Raw genomic sequence first — 20714 nt, forward strand, 5'->3', positions numbered from 1 at the left:
AGGAAGCTATATCGTGAGTGAGATAAAAGTGAATCAGCTCGGTCATAAAGCGCCAAAGCTGAAAAAAGAATTGAAAAGCCGTCATATTACAATGATTTCTTTAGGCGGTACAATTGGTACGGGGCTTTTTTTAGCCAGTGGTGGTGCCATTGCACAGGCAGGTCCTGGCGGTGCATTACTAGCCTATGCCCTAATTGGTATAATGGTGTACTTTTTAATGACAAGCCTAGGTGAGATGGCAGCCTATATGCCATCCTCAGGCTCATTTAGTACGTATGCTACGAAATTTGTAGATCCAGCTTTAGGCTTTGCACTGGGCTGGAACTATTGGTATAACTGGGCAATCACAATTGCGGCAGAAATCGCAGCTGTATCATTAATTATGAAATATTGGTTCCCAGATAGTTCATCTGCAATTTGGACAGTATTATTTATTGCTGTTGTTTTAACCTTTAATTTATTATCTGTAAAAAGCTATGGAGAAAGTGAATATTGGTTTGCTATGATTAAGGTGGCAACTGTGATTGTGTTCATTATTATCAGCATATTAATGATTTTTGGTATTTTAGGTGGACAGGCACCTGTAGGCTTTACAAATTTCTTTATTAGTGACGGACCGTTTCATGGTGGTTTCCTTGCTACATTCGGTATTTTCCTAGCAGCGGGATTTTCATTTCAAGGTACAGAGCTTCTTGGGATTACAGCTGGTGAAACGGATGACCCTGGAAAAAGTATTCCGAAAGCTGTAAAATCTGTATTCTGGCGTATTCTTTTATTTTATATTTTAGCAATTGGTGCGATTGGGATGTTGATTCCATTCACAGATGAACGTTTATTATCAGAAGATATTGCTGTATCGCCATTTACACTAGTGTTTGATCGCTTAGGCATTGCCTTTGCTGCTTCCCTAATGAATGCCATTATTTTAACGGCCATGCTATCAGCTGGAAATTCAGGGCTATATGCATCATCTCGTATGCTATGGCAATTAGCTGTGGATGGACATGCACCAAAATTTTTCACAAAATTAAGCCGTCGCGGTATTCCAATCTATGCATTAATGGTGACATTAGCTGTAGGGTGCCTTGCATTTTTAGCATCATTCTTTGGTGATGGAGTAGTTTATATTTGGCTTTTAAATGCCTCAGGAATGTCTGGCTTCATTGCTTGGCTTGGAATAGCATTTAGTCATTATCGATTCCGCCGAGCTTTCGAAGCGCAAGGCTTAGATCCACAGTTGCTACCATATAAAGCAAAGCTATATCCATTTGGCCCGCTTTTCGCCTTTACGGTTTGTATGATTGTTGTCATTGGACAAAACTATTCAGCTTTTATGGGAGACAAAATTGACTGGTATGGAATTCTCGTTTCTTATATTGGTATCCCACTGTTTTTACTGCTATGGTTTGGATACAAAATCAAACATAAAACAAAAATGCTTCCGCTAAAAGAATGTGATTTAAGAGTGGAGGATTAAATAATAGAGCTGTTCTGTAAGCCATTGAATGATGGCTATAGGACAGCTTTTTTAATTTTTTAAAATGATGAAACGAAAAAATGATATATGGTAAATTATATATAATTGCTTCCATATTGATATCGTGTATTTTTAAGCAGTGACAGTAATATCATAGGATCAAATCAAGTTTATGGGGAGGAACAAGAAAAGTGCAAAAACGTATTTTACTAGTAGAAGATGATGAAACCATTAGGGAAATGGTAGAAAGTTATTTAACGATGGAAGGATTCCTTGTTACTTCAGCAGTGAATGGAGAAGAGGCATTACAAAATTGTTTAAATAAACCCTTTGATTTAGTGATTTTAGACATTATGATACCGAAACTAAATGGATTAGAAGTTTTAAAGATAATACGAGAGCAGGCATCACTGCCGATTATCATTATGTCTGCGAAGGATAGCGATGTAGATAAAGCCTTAGGGCTAGGATTAGGCGCAGATGATTATATTGCAAAGCCATTTTCAATGTTGGAATTTTCAGCACGTGTCAAGGCTGCTATTAGAAGGGCAACCAAATACGCCAATCAAATAGAGGAGAAGAAAGATTTAATAGAGATAGATAACCTATCAATCGACATTATTAATTTTTCAGTAGAGAGGAGCGGACAACAAGTAAAGCTCACTTCAAAGGAGTTTGCCATCTTAAAATTATTCGTGACAAATCGTAATCGCGTTTTCACAAAACAGCAAATTTATCAATTAATTTGGAATGACGCTTACTATGGAGATGAAAATATTATTAATGTACATATAAGAAGACTGCGTGAAAAAATGGAAGATGATCCGTCCAACCCTCAATATATTAAAACGCTTTGGGGAATTGGCTATAAATTTGAAGGATAAACAGATGATTATATTTCTATTATTGATTATTGTGTTACTCGTAGGAATTATTATGTTTCAAGTGAAAGTAAAAAAACAACAAAGCGCTACTATTCGGTACATGCATAGAAAACTGCAAGCAATCATTAACGAAGAAACAAGTGAAAAAATCTTAGTACCGACAGCTAATCAAGAAATACAGCAGCTACTTATTGTGTTGAATGCATTGCTAGATCACAATCAAAAAGTGCTGGCAACACATCGGAAAATGGAAAGCTCTATGAAAAAGATGCTGGCAAATATTTCGCATGATCTTAAAACACCATTAACAGTTGTCCTAGGCTATACTGAAATGCTACAGCTTAATCACTCGATTAGTGCGGAGGAGCGGCAGCGGTTATTAACTGGCATCCATTCGAAAACATTGGAAGTATTAAAAATCATCCATACATTTTTTGACCTAGCGAAGTTGGAAGCTGGAGATACCAATTATCCATTGACAAAAATCAATATAAGTGAAATTTGCCGGAAAAATATTTTATCATTTTACGATATGGTTACATCTATGGGGTTAGAGATAGAGATTGTAATACCAGAGACATCAATATATGCGCTAGGTAATGAAGAGGCATTAGATAGGGCTTTGAACAATTTATTGTCAAATGCAATTGCCTATGGGGCAGGTGGCAATGTAATTGGACTGTCCGTAAGAAATGATGATACAAGCATTTATATTGATGTTTGGGATCGAGGCAAGGGAATAGATGAATATCATATAGATAATGTCTTTGAAAGAATGTATACGCTTGAGGATTCCAGAAATAAATCCTTCCAAGGTAGCGGTCTTGGCTTAACGATCACTAAACGTCTTGTAGAACTAATGGATGGCTCTGTTCAGCTCTCCAGTATTCCCTATGAAAAGACTATTTTTACAATAACGTTAAAAAGAATGGTGTACTAAAACAGAAGGCTTGTAGAGCTTTAAACGCTTTACAGGCCTTTCTTCTGTACTTAAGAAATTTGTAAGAATCCATTAATAAATTAGAGAGCTTCATTTTCTATAATAAATTTAGCTACATTTGAGGGAGAGATTGACATGACATATATTGTGAAAACAAATCAACTTACCAAAGTGTTTGACGGAAAAGAAGTGGTTTCTGCTGTCAATATGCATGTGAAGAAGGGAGAGATTTATGGCTTCTTAGGTCCCAATGGTGCCGGAAAAACGACGGTGATGAAAATGCTAACGAACCTAACAAAGCCAACAAGTGGGGATATTGAAATCTTTGGTCAAAAATTGACAGACCAATCATACGAGGTGCTAAAAAGATTGGGCACGATTATTGAATATCCAATTTTCTATGAAGATTTGACAGCAAAGGAAACTCTAGAATTACACTGCGAATACATGGGCTATTATGATAAGAAAGAAATTAGCCATGTTCTCGATCTAGTGAAATTAACAAATACAGAGGAGAAGCGTGTTAAAGACTTTTCTTTAGGAATGAAACAGCGGTTAGGCATTGCACGAGCTATTATTACGAAGCCAGAATTGCTTATTTTAGACGAGCCGATTAATGGACTAGATCCAGTGGGTATTAAAGAAATACGAGAGTTATTCAAAATGCTTTGTAAAGAGTATGGCATTACACTTATTGTTTCTAGCCACATCTTAGGGGAAATTGAACAACTAGCTGATACAATTGGCGTTATTAAGAATGGAAGATTGATCACGGAAGTTTCAATGGAAGCTGTTAATCGTAGTCAGGTAGATTATATTGAAGTGATTGTGAATGATGGGAAAAAGGCTGCCTTAATTTTAGAAAGTACATTAAATATTACTAATTTTAAACTAATAGATGACAATTGTATTCGTATATATGAATCGACAGCTTCACAAAAGGTACTATCAAAAACATTAATTGAACATGATATTGAAATCGAGGGGATTAGTAAAAAATCAAGCTCATTAGAGGATTATTTCTTAAAGTTAATCAATGGGGGTGTAGTTAATGCTTAACTTAATGCGTCTAGAGATGAAAAAATTTCATATAGGTTCCTATATAAAACGTGCTATCTTCGCAAATTTTGTGATATTAGCTATTATGTTTATGCTTTTATTCATCACAAAAATAGAAGGAGATGCTGTCTTTGAAAATTATCAGACTGTTCTTAGTCTAATAGATTCTACTGTAAGGGCTGTATTTATTATCTTTGCTAGTGCATTAATCGCCAAACTTATTATTAGCGAATTTAAATACAAAACAATCACTTTAGCATTTATGTACCCAATAAATAGAAAGAAATTAATGGCTTCAAAATTGGCTATTATTGTTCTTTTTACCTTTAGTGCAATAATCGTATCAAACGTTTTTGTGTCAGTAGTTTTTTGTACCATTATTAGTAATCTTCATTTGTTTTCAGATACACTAACAATTTCTTTAATCATTCAACGAATCCCTATTGTTATAATGAATGCAATTGCAGCATCCTGCATCGCATTAATACCATTGTATTTTGGAATGAGAAAATACTCCATTCCAGTAACCATTATCTCATCCATTTTCATTGTATCAGTTGTATCATCTAATACAGGGAACTTCTCATTAAATGATATTATTTTTATACCAATTGTTTTAGCTATTATCGGTATAAGCGTGGCCTATGCATCGTTTCGAAAAATTGAGAAGATGGATATTTAAAAATTGCTTTGAAAGTTTAGGAATACCCATAAAGTAAAGCCAGACGCAAAGATAATTGTGTCTGGTATTTTTTTAACCAAATATCGTTTCCCATAATAAATAAATATTTAAAACAACGACAATGACAACTACAAACCAACCTAAAATGGTTGTTATACGATGGTTGACAAGGCTCCCCATGATGTCCCGTTTACTTGTAAACATAACAAGAGGGACAAGAGCGAATGCAATACCAAAGGATAGAACAACCTGACTAAGAACCAGAGCATAGGTTGCATTGACACCAGAGGCTATGATTACTAGCGGAGGTAACATGGTAATTGCCCTACGTAAATAAAGTGGTATCTTTCTTCGAATGAATCCTTGCATGACTACATCACCCGCTAATGTCCCTACAGAGGAACTGGCTAGCCCTGCAATAAGTAATCCAAGACCAAAGGATACAGCTGCCATTGGACCAAGAGCATCCTTTAATCCGTTGTAAGCTACATCTAAATCTTCCACTATCACGCCTTGTGTGTGAAATACTGCTGCGGCAATAATGAGCATACTCATATTGATCGCTCCAGCAATAATCATGGCGATGATAATATCAATAAATTCAAAGCGGAAAATACGTCTTTTTTCATTTTCATTACGACCAATAATACGACTTTGTGTTAATGAAGAATGTAAGTAAATAGCATGAGGCATAACGGTTGCTCCTAAAATACCTGTAGCTAGTATTAAGGAGTCTACCCCATCAAAATGTGGCGTGAACATGCCGAGTGTTACCTCGCCCCAATCTGGCTGTGCTAAAAATGTCTGGAAGGCAAATGCCAATACGACGATTAAAACCATGCCAGAAATACCTGCCTCAAAGGCTCTAAATCCTCTTCTTTGAAGTTCTAAGATTGCAAATGAACCAACTGCTGTAATTAATGCTGCTGGGAGCATAGGAATATTAAATAGCAAATAAAGACCTAATGCTGCACCGATAAATTCGGCAAGGTCAGTCGCAATGATGACTAATTCTGCCTGTATCCATAAAAAAATAGATGTTTTTTTAGAAAAATGCTCACGCGCCACCTCGGGTAGATTTTTCCCAGTTGCAATCCCAAGCTTTGCAGATAAGGATTGAATTAACACAGCCATTAAATTAGAGAAGGCAATAACCCAAAGCAGTAAGTAACCATATTGAGAGCCAGCTGTAATATTAGTGGCAAAATTGCCAGGATCAATATAGGCGACGGCTGCAATAAAAGCAGGTCCAAGAAACGGTAAAAAGCGTCGCCAACCTTTTATATCTCCATCTAAAACCGCCTCGGCAGACGATTTTGTGACTTGTTTGTAAACCATATTGTTCCCTCGTTTCAAAAAATATCATAAGTGAAATAAAGTTTCCTATAGGAAAATAAGATATTAGTATTCTAACGCTAGGCTTAAAAAATGTGAAGTGGTTTGCCTCAACTTTTATAATATAAGTATGCGCTATTTAAAGGAAGTGATAACGAAGTAAATAAATGGAAAAAATAACTGGCAGGAAAATTCAAAAATATATCGAACTAAAGAATAAGAAGAAGGGAGGGTAAAAGGATGGACATGGTATGGGTAAAATCTAAAGTAACAATCCCACGTACAGTACCAAATGCTATCGAGAGAAAGAAATTGTTTACGATTCTCGCTAACAACAGAATGAAGAAATTAACCATTATTCAAGCACCCGCGGGATATGGAAAGACAACCCTCCTATGTCATTGGCTGAGGCATATTGATGAATCTGTGGCATGGTTCACGATTGATCGAAATGATAATGAGCCTAGACGATTTTTTAAATATTTAATACATACTTTATCTGTAAGCACATTAAATGATTTAGAACAAAAATTAAGCAATTTACTTGATGAAATACCCTCCTTAGAGACTATAGTAGATACACTGTTAAATGAACTGGATACATATAAAGAAAAAATTCATATTGTATTTGATAATTTTCAAGTAATCCAACATCCTCAAATTCATCAGATCTTCATCCGATTAATCGAGTATTTACCAGCCAATGTACGAATATATATCACGACTCGAACTAATTTAGAACTACCGCTAGCAAATTGGCGTGTGAAAGGCTGGATGCTAGAAGTAGGAATTGGTCAATTATGTTTTGATTTAGAGGAGCTGCAATATTTGTACTACAATACTTTTTCGAATGATGAGAAAGTTGGAGCATTAAAGCCTTTGTTAAAGATAACTGAAGGCTGGGTAGCTGGCATTCAGCTTATCAAAATATCAACAGGAAATGTAGATAATCTAAACAGCAAAGAAATATTATTGAAAGCTGGTCCATATATCCATGAATTTTTCATACAAGAGATTCTTAGTTCATTGCCCTCATCAATACAGGATTTTCTAATTCGAACGTCCATATTAAATCATTTAGAGCCGGATGTTTGCATAACTATAACAAATAAAGTAGCTAGTTTAGCTACCCTTGTGGATTTAAATCAAAAGGGTTTGTTTATTGAATGTATGCAGATACATCCTCCTGTTTATCGTTACCATACTTTATTTAAGTATGCGTTACAAGCTGAGCTTAAAAGGCAGTATTCATACGAGATGATTAATTCTATTTATTGCGAAGCAGCCACGAATTTATGTGATAGAGGAGATTATGTAGCTGCAATTGAGCTTGCCCTAAATGGGGAACTATATGAACTTGCGCATGAGTGGATTCAAAAGTATTTGGTGGAAATATTTGCTGAAGGACATACATTATCATTTGGACAATGGATACAGATCTTAAGAAATGTACAGTACTCTGTAGACATTAACATGCTTGTGCTATATATCACTACGTTGTTTTCTATGCATGAAATAGAGAAGGCTTATGAAATTATTGAGGAACTGCTTTTTAAACAAGATGCATCTAAATGGATGGATGGATTTAAGTTTATTGCTGTATCAAAAATCTTCGAGATTATTAATGCCTATGTTACCTATATGAAGGATGGAGATCTTGAAAAAGCTAAAGTAGGTCTACAAACGCAAGTAAATGTAAGAAAGGAAAAATCATCCCTATATCATATTTCATTAAAATATAATCAATTTGAGCCAAGAATTTTGCGTACTATTGCAGGCTCAAAGGGTAAATTTTTACCTATTGAAAAGATAGATGCCCTTATTCATGTGCTGTGTGAAAGTGAAATAAAGGATCGAAATATTACTGGGGTTACCTATGGGCTATTGGCAGAGGTATTGTATGAAGTAAATGATTTAGCTCGAGCTAGCAAGGAGTTGGAAACAGCCTTGCAATATGGGTTGCGTTTTCAAGATCCAGGATTATTTATACCCATGTATCTTTTAAAGGCTCGTATTTGTTTAACTAGAAAACAATTTGAAGAGGCACATTTATTGCTGATTAAAGCAATGAAGGAGACGGATAAGCCTTATTGGATTGGTGTACTGCATATTATGAAAGCACAGGCTTATTTATTGGAAGGGAATATTTCATATGCACAGCAAGAGTTTTTTAGGGTCACTGATTTTATCAATTATCGAATTGCATCTAAAAATCCATTTTATTTATTAGTTCAGGGCAGAATACTCTATGCTAAAAATCAAATAGAGGAAGCGTTGCAAATTGCTATTCGGTTGAAAGAGGGGGCAATTCAAGAAAAGCAAGTTGTTACGTTTATTGAAGCAGGTTTACTAGAAGCTACTTGCCATTTTGAGCTAGAAAAAGAGGAGTCTGCTTTAACCGTTTTACATGATACCCTTGAACAGGGGGCTTTGTATGGTTATTGTCGTACATTTTTGGAAGAAAAGTACGTATTACCATTGCTTCATAAATACTGGCGTATACGTCAGCATAATAAACGACATAAATTTAATTCAGTGCCATCAGCTTATGTAAATAAACTATTACAAAAAAACTATTTAGTGGATGAATTTTTAGATAGCTTTACATCTAGAGAAAAGGATGTTTTACAATTACTCGCGGAAGGTGCATCCAATTATGAGATTGCTCAGCAACTACAACTTACAGAGGGAACCATTCGTGTCTATTTGACAGAGATATACGGTAAGATAGGTGTAAAATCACGTATGAAGGCAATTCTTTGGGCTAAACAATGGTTAGGCTATTAAAGCAGTAAAGCGGAGGGAGGTTAAAAGATGCCAAATATTTTATTAGCCTCAAAAACGACTGTACCAAAAATGAACGAGCAAATTATTGCACGAAATCGTTTAACAGCCATTTTTCAACAGACTGCTGCAAAGTTAATCGTAGTACAGGCGCCAGCAGGATATGGAAAAACAACCTTGTTAAGTAGCTGGTTTCATCAACTTGATAAAAAAGTTGCTTGGTATACAGTTGACCAAACTGATAATGATCCGATTCGCTATTGGAAATATTTAATTCATTCTATTGGCCATTCCTTACAGCCAGAAGCAGCAGCTCGGATTAATGCCATACTACATGCTCAGCCACAGCTACCACTTGAATATTTAGTAGACGCCCTATTAAATGAAATATCATTATCTACTGAACAAATTCACATTATGATTGATGATTATCATCATATTTATAATGCAGCTATTCATCAAATGATGACTCGTCTTATTGATTTCTTACCAGAACAGTGCTTTATTTACGTGGCAAGTAGATCGACTATTTCATTACCTTTTGCAAAATGGAGGTTAAATCATTACTTGCTTGAAATTGGTGTAGAGGATTTACTTTTTACGTATGAAGAAGCGAGAGAATTTTATAAAAAGGTAAATATACAATTGGATGCTAAGGAGCTACAAAAAGTTTTTAATGTAACAGAGGGCTGGGCTACAGGTTTGCAATTAACTAATTTAGCAAGATTTCAAAATGTTGGTGACGAACCATTTAGAGAAAGTCATTCTAATGCAGCGCAATATTTAATGAAAGAGGTTGTTACCAAACTTGCTCCATCTCTCCAAACATTTCTTCTGTATACCTCACTTTTGGAACAACTAACTCCTGAGACATGTAATGTTCTAACGAATCAAACTAATGCTCAACAAGTTTTGTTAGAGCTTGAGAAACAAGGATTATTTATTAGTAGAGTTGAAACGGAAGATCAGGTTTATCGATACCATAATTTGTTAAGAGAAACATTACGTCAAGAATTGAATCATCGTTTTTCTCAGAATGATATTTTGGATTTATATAAAAAAGCTGCTGTTGCGTTATATCATAATAGGAATTTTTTATCAGCCATAGAGCTTGCGTTAAGTGGTGGGTTATTTACCTATGCTGAGCAATGGATTCATGAACATATTGTCATGTTTCTTTCCTGTGGGCATTCAACATCCTATATAAATTGGATTAATATTTTATTGACGAATGGTTATGAGGTACATCCAGAATTGATGGTCATGTACGCCTATACACTTGCTGCATTACACAATCTAGATGATGCATCTCATATACTACTTGAGCTAGAACAAAAACATGAGGTAAATCAGTGGATGGATAAAGCCGAATATGCATCTGCTGTAGATGATTTTTTAGGTGTGAAAGCCTATATTTTTGTCATGAAAAACGGAAATCTTGCAAAAGGGGCAGAATACATTCGGCAAAGGTTGGAGAGAAAACCTGTAGGATCAAAGTGGGACGCTATTTTTATTCAATACAATCAAAAAGAGCATATTCTGTTTCGGACGAATATTGGCTCCAAAGGAAAACTGCTTTCAGATGAACAAGCTATGTCCTTTTTTGCAAGGTTTAGAACAGGTGAATTTAAGAATTTAAGCATGACTGGCTATAGCTATGGAATGCGCGCGGAAAAATTATATGAGTGGAATCGCTTTGATGAGCTATCAACAGAATTAGAGGAGGCTTTACGTTCTGGTCATCAATTCCGAGATGCAGGATTATTAGTGCCGATGTACATTCTAAAAAGTAAAGTTGCTGCTTTAGAAAATCAGTATATAGTGGCTCAGGCCTTGTTAGATCATGCAATGGAGAATGTAAGTGAACGTCATTGGATGAATGCAATAAGAGTAATGAAGGTACTATTATTTTTACGTGATCATAATATTGTCCAAGCAGAACAGGAGCTAGCTAAGATCAAAGTAAACGCTGATATGGATTCTCCATTTTATTCACTAGTAAAAGCTCGTTATTTACTTATAAAGGGGCACCTTCAAGAAGCACAGCAACTTATCATACAGGTGCAATTACAGGCAGAACAACAAGGGCAGCTATCCACTCGAATTGAAGCAACAATTTTATTAGCTATATGCTTGGCAGAGCTAGGACAAACAGATGAGGCACTGTTGGCATTCCATCAAGCCTTAAAATTCGCTGAACCTTATAACTATACACGAACCTTTTTGGATGAGTGCAATATTTGTGCTCTATTAGAAAACTACGTTGATGTTCGACAGAAAGCTTCTAAAGGTGAATGGGATGAGGTCTCCATTAACTATGCTTATCAATTGCTAGAGTGTGCTCATGAACATAAACAAGTACCAGCATTAGAGATTCTTACTGCGCGTGAACAAGAAATATTTTCACTACTTACAGCAGGTGCCTCTAATAAGGAAATAGCAGAGCAACTATTTTTATCTGAGGGTACCATACGTGTCTATCTTTCAGCCATCTATAGTAAGCTAGGCGTTAAAAATAGAGCGCAGGCATTATTATTAAAACAGCCTTAATAAAACGATCCGCTATCCTTTTTGATAGCGGATTTTTTCTTGGTTAGCAATCTATTAACATTCCTCAATAATGAAAGTAAATTATTATCTTTAGGTAAGCCCGTATTCAAATAACGCATATAAATAACCAGGCACCTCCGGTACGATAGACGTATCAATTAAAGGGGGTGCTTCTTTATGTCAACTACTAAACTAACAATCGTCCCTGTGACACTGGATCCCATCACGGACAAGTATTCTTTTATCAATTCAACGCAAGTTTCCTCTGAACCAAGCTGTATCATTAAAACAATTGATATTGAAATCTCCTTCTTCAATGGCGTAGATGAGCGCATCATCCAAATGATCATGAAGGAGCTGAATAAACAATGAAGCATGATTTTACGAGTGTGCAAAACATCTATATCATCTGTGGCAAGACGGATATGCGAAAAGGCATTGATGGTCTCGCTACACTTATTCAGGATTCTTTTGAACTGGACCCCTATAGCGATTCCATTTTCTTATTTTCTGGAACGAGCAAAGACCGTTATAAATGTTTGTACTTTGATGGAGATGGCTTCGCTATGCTTTATAAACGATTAGATAATGGGAAACTGCAATGGCCAAAAGATGAAAAGGAAGTGCGTAACCTTTCTCAACAGGAGCTTCGCTGGCTCTTAGAAGGATTATCGCTTCAGCAGCCAAAGGCAATTTCGAAATCTGCAACAGGTGTCTTTTAAATCGATTCACCTAAGTGGTATAATCATCCATAACTTATACTAAACGAAATGTGGTGAATGATTTGACTAATGCTTCTCCTAAGCAAGAAAACCAAAATGAACGATTAATTCGAATGCTTGAGCAACAATTAGCTCAGTCAAATCGACAAATCGAAGCATTGACTGAACAAGTTCGCCAATTAACCAAGGCTTTATATGGTTCAAAATCGGAAAAATCAAAGTATCAAGCACCAGACGGACAAGGCTCTTTATTCGATGACGATCCGTCTTTTAGCGAATCTGAGCAGACAGAAGAACAAAGCACGCCAACTGTTACGTATATCGTTGAGCGTAAACTACATAAGAAAAAACGGAATGATTCTTTTCATGATGGGATTGAAATAGAAAAAATTCACCATCATCCCACCAATACACAATGCGACTGTTGCCTTGGCCAAATGACTGAAGCCGGTACAACTATAGCGCGTGAAGAAGCAAAATTCATTCCAGCAATAATGATGCGCATCCAGCATATTGAACATGCCTACGAGTGCAAGCACTGTAAAATGGATGCCACACAAAAAGCACAAATGAAACGTGGAAAAGCCCCACAAGCTGCCATTCAGCGAAGCATTGCGGGACCTACCGTTCTAGCAAAACTCATCTATGATAAGTTCATCCAATACTTGCCTCTTTACCGTCAGGTAAAGGAGTGGGAACGATACGGCCTGCTTACGAATGATAAGAACTTATCAAACTGGGTGATCCGTTCAGCTGAAGATTGGCTTCTACCGGTTTATGAACAGATGAAGCAGACATTAACAGCAAAATCTGTTCTACATGTGGATGAAACCTATGCGCAAATAATCAAACGTTCAGACGGAAAATCCGGTCAATCGAATGCCTACAATTGGGTGTTCCGCAGCGTGCCAAGCCAAGGACCGATTATCGTTCTTTTTCATAGTGCATTATCGAGAAGTCGTTCTATACTAATAGAATTTACAAAAGGCTTTAAAGGAACGGTGATTTGTGATGGCTACTCGGCATACGGCAATCTTCCTGATGTCACGTTCGCTAACTGTTGGGCGCATGTGCGACGATATTGGCTAAAAGCCGATAGCAAAAACGGGCAAATTGGCGTGGATTTCTGTGACCAACTGTATCGCCTAGAACGTCAATTTAAGCATCTTCCACCAGGTAAACGCCGAAAATCACGGCAAAAATATTCAAAGCCGATTGTAGAGAAATTCTTAAAATGGGTGGATGAATCGCCTTTCTTCGGAAAAAATGCCTTAGCTAAAGCTGCCGAATACACATTAAATCGAATACATGGATTAAAAGCTTTTCTGTTCGATGGCCGAATTGAGATGGATAATAATCCAGCTGAAAATGCGATTCGCCCAAATGTGATTGGTCGCAAGAACTGGCTATTTTCTGTTAGTGAAGCTGGTGCTAAAGCAAATGCCATCTGTTTGAGTTTAGCAGAAACAGCCAAAACAAACGGCATTGATTTTTATCAGTACCTTGTGAAGCTATTAACGGAGCTACCAAATTTACCGATTCAACAACAGCCAGAGATCTTACAAGATTACATGCCTTGGTCAAAAAATATCCAAGCCACATGTTCAAAATAGCCAGCTATCTGAAAAAAACTCAGATAGCTGGCCATTCGTCGTGCGTACCGAGAAGGTGCGCTTATTTTTGTATTTCGGGCTTACATCTTTAGAATAAAAAAGAGTTATGTCATTACAAGAAAGCCTGTTAACATGCTCGTAATATGGCTATGCAAATTCACAATGAGCTGTATACCTCTTACCCTTTAAAATCCGCAAACGACAATAAATTATTTAAAAAGCTATAGGAGGAGTGAGGAATAATGAAAAAAATCTTAAGCATCGTTATCATATTCATACTATTTCTTTTCCAATGGGGACAACTCCCGACCTTTTATGCTAATGAGCTTCATGAAACAGAGGATAGAAGCGGAAGTATTCAACGATATTCCTGGAAATCATCTATACTTTGAGGAAATCGGTAAAGTGCAACAAGCAGGACTGTTTGTGGGAATTGATGGAAACTTCCAACCAAAAGCTTACATGACCCGTGCTCAAATGGCGAAAGTATTAGTATTGGCTTTGAATTTGACTTCAACTTCAACAAAAAAGGCCACATTTTATGATGTACCAATGACACATTGGGCACATGACTATATTTCCATTCTAGCAGCCAATGGTATTACAACAGGAGATAATGGTAGCTTTAGACCGAATAATCCTGTAACACGAGCAGAGTTTGCAGTATTTTTACACCGAGCTTTAAAAAATTTAAAAACTCATCAATGGCTAAAAATCGTTGATGAGTTTCTTCGTATAGCAAACTATTAACATTGCTCAATAGTTTTAAAAAAAGTAACTCTTTATCATGGAGATATATCTTTTGTTATATGAAAAGGAGGATTTAAATGAAAGGACTGCAGGTTGGATTACTTTTCACAGTTATCTATTTTATTTTTATAGTGAATCCCTTATCTGCTCATGCGAATGAAGCAGATTATGTCTGGACAAATAATAAGGATGGGACAGTGAAAATTAAAGATTACATTGGTACGGATACGTCAATAATCATACCTAATGAGCTAGGGGGAAAAGTAGTTACAGAAATAGGTATGGCAGCATTTGGTGAAAAAAATCTTACGCAGGTTGTTATACCAGACAGCGTCATACAGATTGGGGATCTTGCATTTGCAGAGAATCAATTAACGTATGTGGAACTATCCAATAATCTCACAAGTATAGGTGAAGGTGTATTCTTTATGAACAAGCTTACCAATATAGAAATACCGGATAATGTGACACAAATTGGCCTATATGCATTTTTAGACAATGAGCTTTCTACTGTAAAGTTACCAAATGGGCTTAAGATAATGGGTGATTTCGCATTTACAGGAAATCAATTAACAAGCATAGAGCTACCAGAAACTTTGAAGACAATAGGAGAAATGGCGTTTTCGGAAAATCAGCTTACCTCTTTAGAGATTCCTCCTAGTGTCACAAGCATAGGACCATATGCATTTGCCACGAACCAACTTCTAAATGTGACAATTCCATTAAGCATAACAAACTTAGCAGAGGGTGTATTTCATGATAATCAACTCACTAGTATAGAAATACCGAGTAGTGTCACGAATATTGGTAGATGGGCATTTGGTGAAAATAGGCTTAGTAGTTTGGAAATCCCTAAGAATGTCATTACTGTTGAAGATAATGCTTTTAATGATAACCAGCTTATAAAAGTAAGAGTATTATCAGACTCTACCGTTCTTTTAGAAGACACTTTTAAGGCTAATCCAGTAGATTTAACTATATACGGTCATGATGCATCTACGGCTCAAGCATATGCAAATCAATACAATCATTTATTTGAACTGCTTGCCTATAAGGTAATCTATAATGACAATGGCTCAGTACAAGGAAATATTCCAGTGGATGAGAATATGTACCAAAGAAATACAAAAGTAACTGTTCTGGATAATGTAGGTGCATTAGAGAAGACTGGCTATTTATTTAATGGCTGGAACAGCACTGCTAATGGGGATGGTGTAGATTATGCAGTAAATAGCATAATTGATATTGGGGAATCAGATCTTACGTTGTATGCGAAATGGACACCGAATGTATATACCGTGACATTTAATACAGATGGTGGCACAACAATAGACCCGGTTACAGTTATGTATGATAAGGAGCTTACCCAACCAGCAGACCCAACAAAAGTGGGCCATACATTTGTGGGATGGTATGTCGATGATACATTAAATACGCCATGGGATTTTGCAGCAGATCGGATAACAGGGGATCTAACATTATATGCAAAATGGACAGCTATAGGATATACTGTTTTCTTTGAAACAAATGGAGGAACAGCTATTTCTCCTGTTACAGTAATGTATAATGAGCAAATGAGTGAGCCAACAGCCCCGAAGAAAGCAGACCATACATTTGCGGGATGGTATAAGGATGAAACACTGACTAAGCCGTGGAGCTTTGATACAGATATAGTGTCGGAGGATCTAACTTTGTATGCCAAGTGGGAAGTAGCACAGTCAGAATATACGCTAGATTTTGATACAAATGGTGGAAGTGCAGTACAGTCCCAACGTATTGCAGGCAATGCAACAGCAACTAAGCCGATAAATCCGACAAAAGCAGGATATCTATTTGCGGGGTGGTATAAGGATAAAGCACTGACTAAGCCGTGGAGCTTTGATACAGATAAAGTCGTAGAGAATATGACTTTGTATGCAAAATGGCAAGTAGAGCAATCACAATATACAGTGGACTTTTATACAAATGGTGGAAGTGCAGTTCCATCCCAACGTATTGCAGGCAATGCAACAGCAACTGAACCGATGGACCCGATAAAAGCAGGGTTTACATTTGCAGGTTGGTATAAGGATGCTAATTTTACTTTACCGTGGAATTTTAACAAAGATAAAGTAACTACCAATATCACTTTGTACGCTAAATGGCTAGTAAACGGTTCATCAGGTGATGGAGGAAGTGTAATTCCAATACCAATACCAATACCAACACCAGAAGAACCAACACAAAAACCAACTCCAGAGCAACCCAAGCCTGAGAAACCAGATTCTGTGCCAGTAGAGCCGGTTGAGCCACAACCACCTAAGCCAACACCTCAACCTGAAGAAGACATTACTTTCTCAGATGTTCCTAAGGATCACTGGGCATGGACAATGATTCAGGCAATGGCTAAACAAGGCGTAATTACAGGGTATCCAGATGGCACATTTAAGCCTAATGCTCCTGTTCAGCGTCAGCACGTTGCCCTGATGCTAGCAAGGGCAATGGAGCTAGAGCCGAAAAAAGAAGCGTTGGCATTTAATGATATCTCTGCGACTCATCCATACGCTGAGGTAATCCAGCGAGTACAGCAGGCAGGGCTATTTGACGGAGTGAATGGAAACTTTAATCCTACAGCCAATATGACACGCGCTCAAATGGCAAAAGTATTGGTGCTAGCGTTTCATTTAACGTCAACGGAAAAAGAGACATTTCATGATGTTCCAGCAACACATTGGGCATATGATTATATTGCAATTCTTGCAGCGAACGGTATTGCGCTAGGAGATAATGGCTATTTTAGACCAGAAGATTCTGTGACACGTGCACAGTTTGCAGCATTTTTATATAGAGCTCTCTATGAATAAAGAAAACTTCCATTGATGGTAATTAAACTATCGATGGAAGTTTTTTGTATTTGAAAAAAATATTAACATTCCTCAATGGTAGAAGTAAATTATTATCTTTAAGATGAGGAAGAGTTAGTCCATTGCTTATAGAAAGGAGAGTTTATATGAAAACTAAAAGTATAAAATATGGGATACTTTTTACGTTATTTTTCATCATGATGATAATAAAAATACCCTTTACTTATGCTAATGAAGGGGAATATGATTTTGATGATAATCCTGATGGATCAGTAACAATAAAGGCTTATACTGGTACTGGCGGAACTGTCGTGATTCCTGATCAATTGAGTGGTAAAGTGGTAACAGGAATAGATTCTTGGGTGTTTAATAATAAGAAATTGACAAGTATAACAATACCAGAAACAATAACAACTATTGGAGCTTACGCCTTTTATCAAAATCAACTAACAAGTGTAACACTCCCAAGTAGTATAACAAGTATTAGTGATGGGGCATTCTCTTTAAATCAACTAACAAATGTGACGCTCCCTAATAATCTAATAAGTATAGGTTCCTATGCATTTTCTGGAAATTTACTAGAACACATAGGTATCCCTAATAGTGTTATCAATATAGGAAATCATGCTTTTTCTAATAATGATATTGTGAGCGTGAAAATCCCAAATGGTATGGAAATAATAGGGGAAAGTGCATTTGCAGGGAACGATATAGAAAGTATAGATATACCAGAAAGTATGAAAATAATAGGAGCTGCAGCATTTTCTAATAACTATTTAAAAGTTATTCGTATACATTCTAAAGATATAGATATAGGAGATGATGTTTTTATAGGACATCATCCTGATATGATTATTTATGCTCCAAATTCTTCTACTGCAAAAGAGTATGCAGAAAAGTCGAATATAAAGTTCCAAGTGCTCAAATATACTGTACTGTTTGAAACAAATGGTGGGACAAGTATTGATTCTCAGGACATTGAATTAAATAAAAAGGTGAATCAACCAAATAATTCTATAAAACTGGGTTATGCGTTTGAAGGCTGGTACAAAGACACATCATTTATTGAACTTTGGCAATTTCATTCTGACTTTGTTACTGCCGATACAACGCTATATGCCAAATGGACGAGTAAACCAGATGTTGAGGTATTATTTGAGTCAAACGATGGATCAGTTGTGGCACCAGAACATATGAGATATAACGACAAGTTACCTGAACCAAGCAATCCGACAAAGGCGAATTTTATTTTTGAAGGCTGGTATAAGGATGCTGACCTTACAGAGAAATGGAATTTTGCCACGGATAGAGTTCAAGCTAACATCATTTTATATGCTAAATGGGCGATAAATGAACACACGTTGTCCTTTGTATCCAATGGTGGAACAGCAGTCCCCCCACAGACAATCGCATATAATGAAAAAGCTATAAAACCTCAAAATCCTATTAGAATTGGTTATGTATTTGAAGGCTGGTATAAGGATTCCGACCATACAGAGAAATGGGATTTCGCCATGGATAGGGTTCAAGCAAACATCATTTTATACGCTAAATGGGCGATAAAAGAACACACGTTGTCCTTTGAATCTAATGATGGAACAGCAGTCTCCCCACAGACAATCGCATATAATGAAAAAGCTATAAAACCTCAAAATCCTATTAGAATTGGTTATGTATTTGAAGGCTGGTATAAAGACCAAAATTTTACAACGCAATGGTATTTTGATACTAATGTAGTAACAGAGGATACAAAGCTTTATGCAAAGTGGAGAGCAGATAGCTCAACAGGTGGCGGAGGGTATAGTCCAAATCCTACACCTAACCCAACTCCAATCCCTAAAGAGCCAACACCAGTACCAGAATATCCAAAACCGACTCCAGAGCAGCCCAAGCCTGAGAAACCAGATTCTGTGCCAGTAGAGCCGGTTGAGCCACAATCACCTAAGCCAACACCTCAACCTGAAGAAGACATCACTTTCTCAGATGTTCCTAAGGATCACTGGGCATGGACAATGATTCAGGCAATGGCTAAACAAGGCGTAATTACAGGGTATCCAGATGGCACATTTAAGCCTAATGCTCCTGTTCAGCGTCAGCACGTTGCCCTGATGCTAGCAAGGGCAATGGAGCTAGAGCCGAAAAAAGAAGCGTTGGCATTTAATGATATCTCTGCGACTCATCCATACGCTGAGGTTATCCAGCAAGTACAACAGGCAGGGCTATTTGACGGAGTGAATGGAAACTTTAATCCTACAGCCAATATGACACGCGCTCAAATGGCAAAAGTATTGGTGCTAGCGTTTCATTTAACGTCAACGGAAAAAGAGACATTTCATGATGTTCCAGCAACACATTGGGCATATGATTATATTGCAATTCTTGCAGCGAACGGTATTGCGCTAGGAGATAATGGTAACTTTAAACCAGAAGATTATATTACACGTGCACAGTTTGCAGCATTTTTACACAGAGCCCTTCAACAATAACTAAAAATCCCATCAATAACTTTTTCAAATTGTTATTGATGGGATTTTTATTTTTAGCAAACGATTAACATTGCTCAATAGTGCTTGAAATTTAAAGTCCCTATCATAAGAGTTATAACCGGAATTTCATCAGTCTCGCTTTGACCAATTGGGGCTTTAAGCGTAGATTTTTGCTACATAAACATCCTGAAATGGAAGTCTTATTACTTGTTTAGGTGGCGAATTTTCCCTGATCAAAAAGGAGTGATTCAAATAAAGCTTATTCAATTTATATTTTTTGTTTTGTTTGTTGTTTTTGCCGTAGTGTCTATTAATCTTTCCATAAAGGAAGCTGAAAGAAATTATGATTGGAGAAATAACCCTGATGGTACTGTTACCGTAATTCATTATAATGGGGAAACCAATGCATTTTCTATACCAGATGAGCTGAATGGTAGAAAGGTAGCTAAAATAAGTGCTGATATATTTACAAAACGTTACATGGATCGTTTTTCGCTGATAACGAATGTTGAAGGTGAAAGAAGTAAGTAAATCAAAAGAGAGATTCTATTCATGGTATAACATTTAAAGATCAATAAGAAATTACTTA

Annotated in this window: 15 protein-coding genes; 14 read left to right on the forward strand and 1 reads right to left on the reverse strand. The window is 36.7% G+C overall.

Translation table 11 applies throughout. From position 1 onward, the window contains the following. Nucleotides 1-13 precede the first annotated feature (13 nt). The 5 genes from QNH24_RS01410 to QNH24_RS01430 all read left to right on the forward strand — a co-directional run bounded on the left by QNH24_RS01410 (nucleotide 14) and on the right by QNH24_RS01430 (nucleotide 5042). The gene (locus tag QNH24_RS01410) at nucleotides 14-1477 is read left to right on the forward strand and encodes an amino acid permease (protein WP_283870402.1); all 1464 of its coding nucleotides are present in this window, start codon (nucleotides 14-16) and stop codon (nucleotides 1475-1477) included. A gap of 191 nt (nucleotides 1478-1668) precedes the next feature. Next, a complete protein-coding gene (locus QNH24_RS01415) occupies nucleotides 1669-2361 on the forward strand; it encodes a response regulator transcription factor (protein ID WP_283870403.1) in 693 nt (230 codons plus the stop codon). A gap of 4 nt (nucleotides 2362-2365) precedes the next feature. Then, nucleotides 2366-3301 carry a sensor histidine kinase gene (locus QNH24_RS01420; RefSeq protein ID WP_283870404.1) on the forward strand — a complete coding sequence of 312 codons (936 nt, stop codon included), beginning with the start codon at nucleotides 2366-2368 and terminating at the stop codon, nucleotides 3299-3301. Between the two features lie 135 nt (nucleotides 3302-3436). Beyond that, the gene (locus tag QNH24_RS01425; RefSeq protein WP_283870405.1) at nucleotides 3437-4360 is read left to right on the forward strand and encodes an ABC transporter ATP-binding protein; all 924 of its coding nucleotides are present in this window, start codon (nucleotides 3437-3439) and stop codon (nucleotides 4358-4360) included. After that, nucleotides 4353-5042: an ABC transporter permease gene (locus tag QNH24_RS01430; protein WP_283870406.1), complete on the forward strand. Its 690-nt coding sequence runs from the start codon at nucleotides 4353-4355 to the stop codon at nucleotides 5040-5042. Before QNH24_RS01425 ends, QNH24_RS01430 begins: the two co-directional genes overlap by 8 nt. Nucleotides 5043-5114: 72 nt before the next feature. Here the strand turns inward: QNH24_RS01430 and QNH24_RS01435 are convergent, their stop codons facing one another. Then, a complete protein-coding gene (locus QNH24_RS01435; protein WP_054771539.1) occupies nucleotides 5115-6380 on the reverse strand; it encodes an Nramp family divalent metal transporter in 1266 nt (421 codons plus the stop codon). Between the two features lie 237 nt (nucleotides 6381-6617). Between QNH24_RS01435 and QNH24_RS01440 the strand changes: the two genes are divergently transcribed. The 9 genes from QNH24_RS01440 (at nucleotide 6618) to QNH24_RS01480 (ending at nucleotide 20656) form a co-directional block, all read left to right on the forward strand. Continuing rightward, nucleotides 6618-9164, forward strand: a complete 2547-nt coding sequence (locus tag QNH24_RS01440) for a winged helix-turn-helix domain-containing protein (protein ID WP_283870407.1) — start codon at nucleotides 6618-6620, stop codon at nucleotides 9162-9164. A gap of 27 nt (nucleotides 9165-9191) precedes the next feature. Next, complete coding sequence (locus tag QNH24_RS01445) at nucleotides 9192-11711, forward strand: winged helix-turn-helix domain-containing protein (protein ID WP_283870408.1); 2520 nt, start codon at nucleotides 9192-9194, stop codon at nucleotides 11709-11711. A gap of 177 nt (nucleotides 11712-11888) precedes the next feature. After that, the gene (locus QNH24_RS01450) at nucleotides 11889-12083 is read left to right on the forward strand and encodes a hypothetical protein (RefSeq protein ID WP_283870409.1); all 195 of its coding nucleotides are present in this window, start codon (nucleotides 11889-11891) and stop codon (nucleotides 12081-12083) included. After that, complete coding sequence (gene tnpB / locus QNH24_RS01455; protein WP_283870410.1) at nucleotides 12080-12433, forward strand: IS66 family insertion sequence element accessory protein TnpB; 354 nt, start codon at nucleotides 12080-12082, stop codon at nucleotides 12431-12433. The genes QNH24_RS01450 and tnpB overlap by 4 nt, the downstream gene beginning before the upstream one ends. A gap of 113 nt (nucleotides 12434-12546) precedes the next feature. Further along, nucleotides 12547-14046, forward strand: coding sequence for an IS66 family transposase (tnpC, locus tag QNH24_RS01460; RefSeq protein WP_430675467.1), 1500 nt, complete (start codon nucleotides 12547-12549; stop codon nucleotides 14044-14046). Between the two features lie 330 nt (nucleotides 14047-14376). Then, the gene (locus QNH24_RS01465) at nucleotides 14377-14796 is read left to right on the forward strand and encodes an S-layer homology domain-containing protein (RefSeq protein ID WP_283870412.1); all 420 of its coding nucleotides are present in this window, start codon (nucleotides 14377-14379) and stop codon (nucleotides 14794-14796) included. 77 nt (nucleotides 14797-14873) lie between these two features. Further along, nucleotides 14874-17639 (forward strand): InlB B-repeat-containing protein, encoded by a 2766-nt coding sequence (locus tag QNH24_RS01470; protein WP_283870413.1) that lies wholly within the window; start codon nucleotides 14874-14876, stop codon nucleotides 17637-17639. Nucleotides 17640-17785: 146 nt separating this feature from the next. Beyond that, a complete protein-coding gene (locus QNH24_RS01475; protein ID WP_283870414.1) occupies nucleotides 17786-20125 on the forward strand; it encodes an InlB B-repeat-containing protein in 2340 nt (779 codons plus the stop codon). A 207-nt stretch (nucleotides 20126-20332) separates the two neighbouring features. Then, the gene (locus QNH24_RS01480; protein WP_283870415.1) at nucleotides 20333-20656 is read left to right on the forward strand and encodes a hypothetical protein; all 324 of its coding nucleotides are present in this window, start codon (nucleotides 20333-20335) and stop codon (nucleotides 20654-20656) included. Nucleotides 20657-20714: the final 58 nt, after the last annotated feature.

Source organism: Lysinibacillus pakistanensis (assembly GCF_030123245.1).
Classification (GTDB): domain Bacteria; phylum Bacillota; class Bacilli; order Bacillales_A; family Planococcaceae; genus Lysinibacillus; species Lysinibacillus pakistanensis.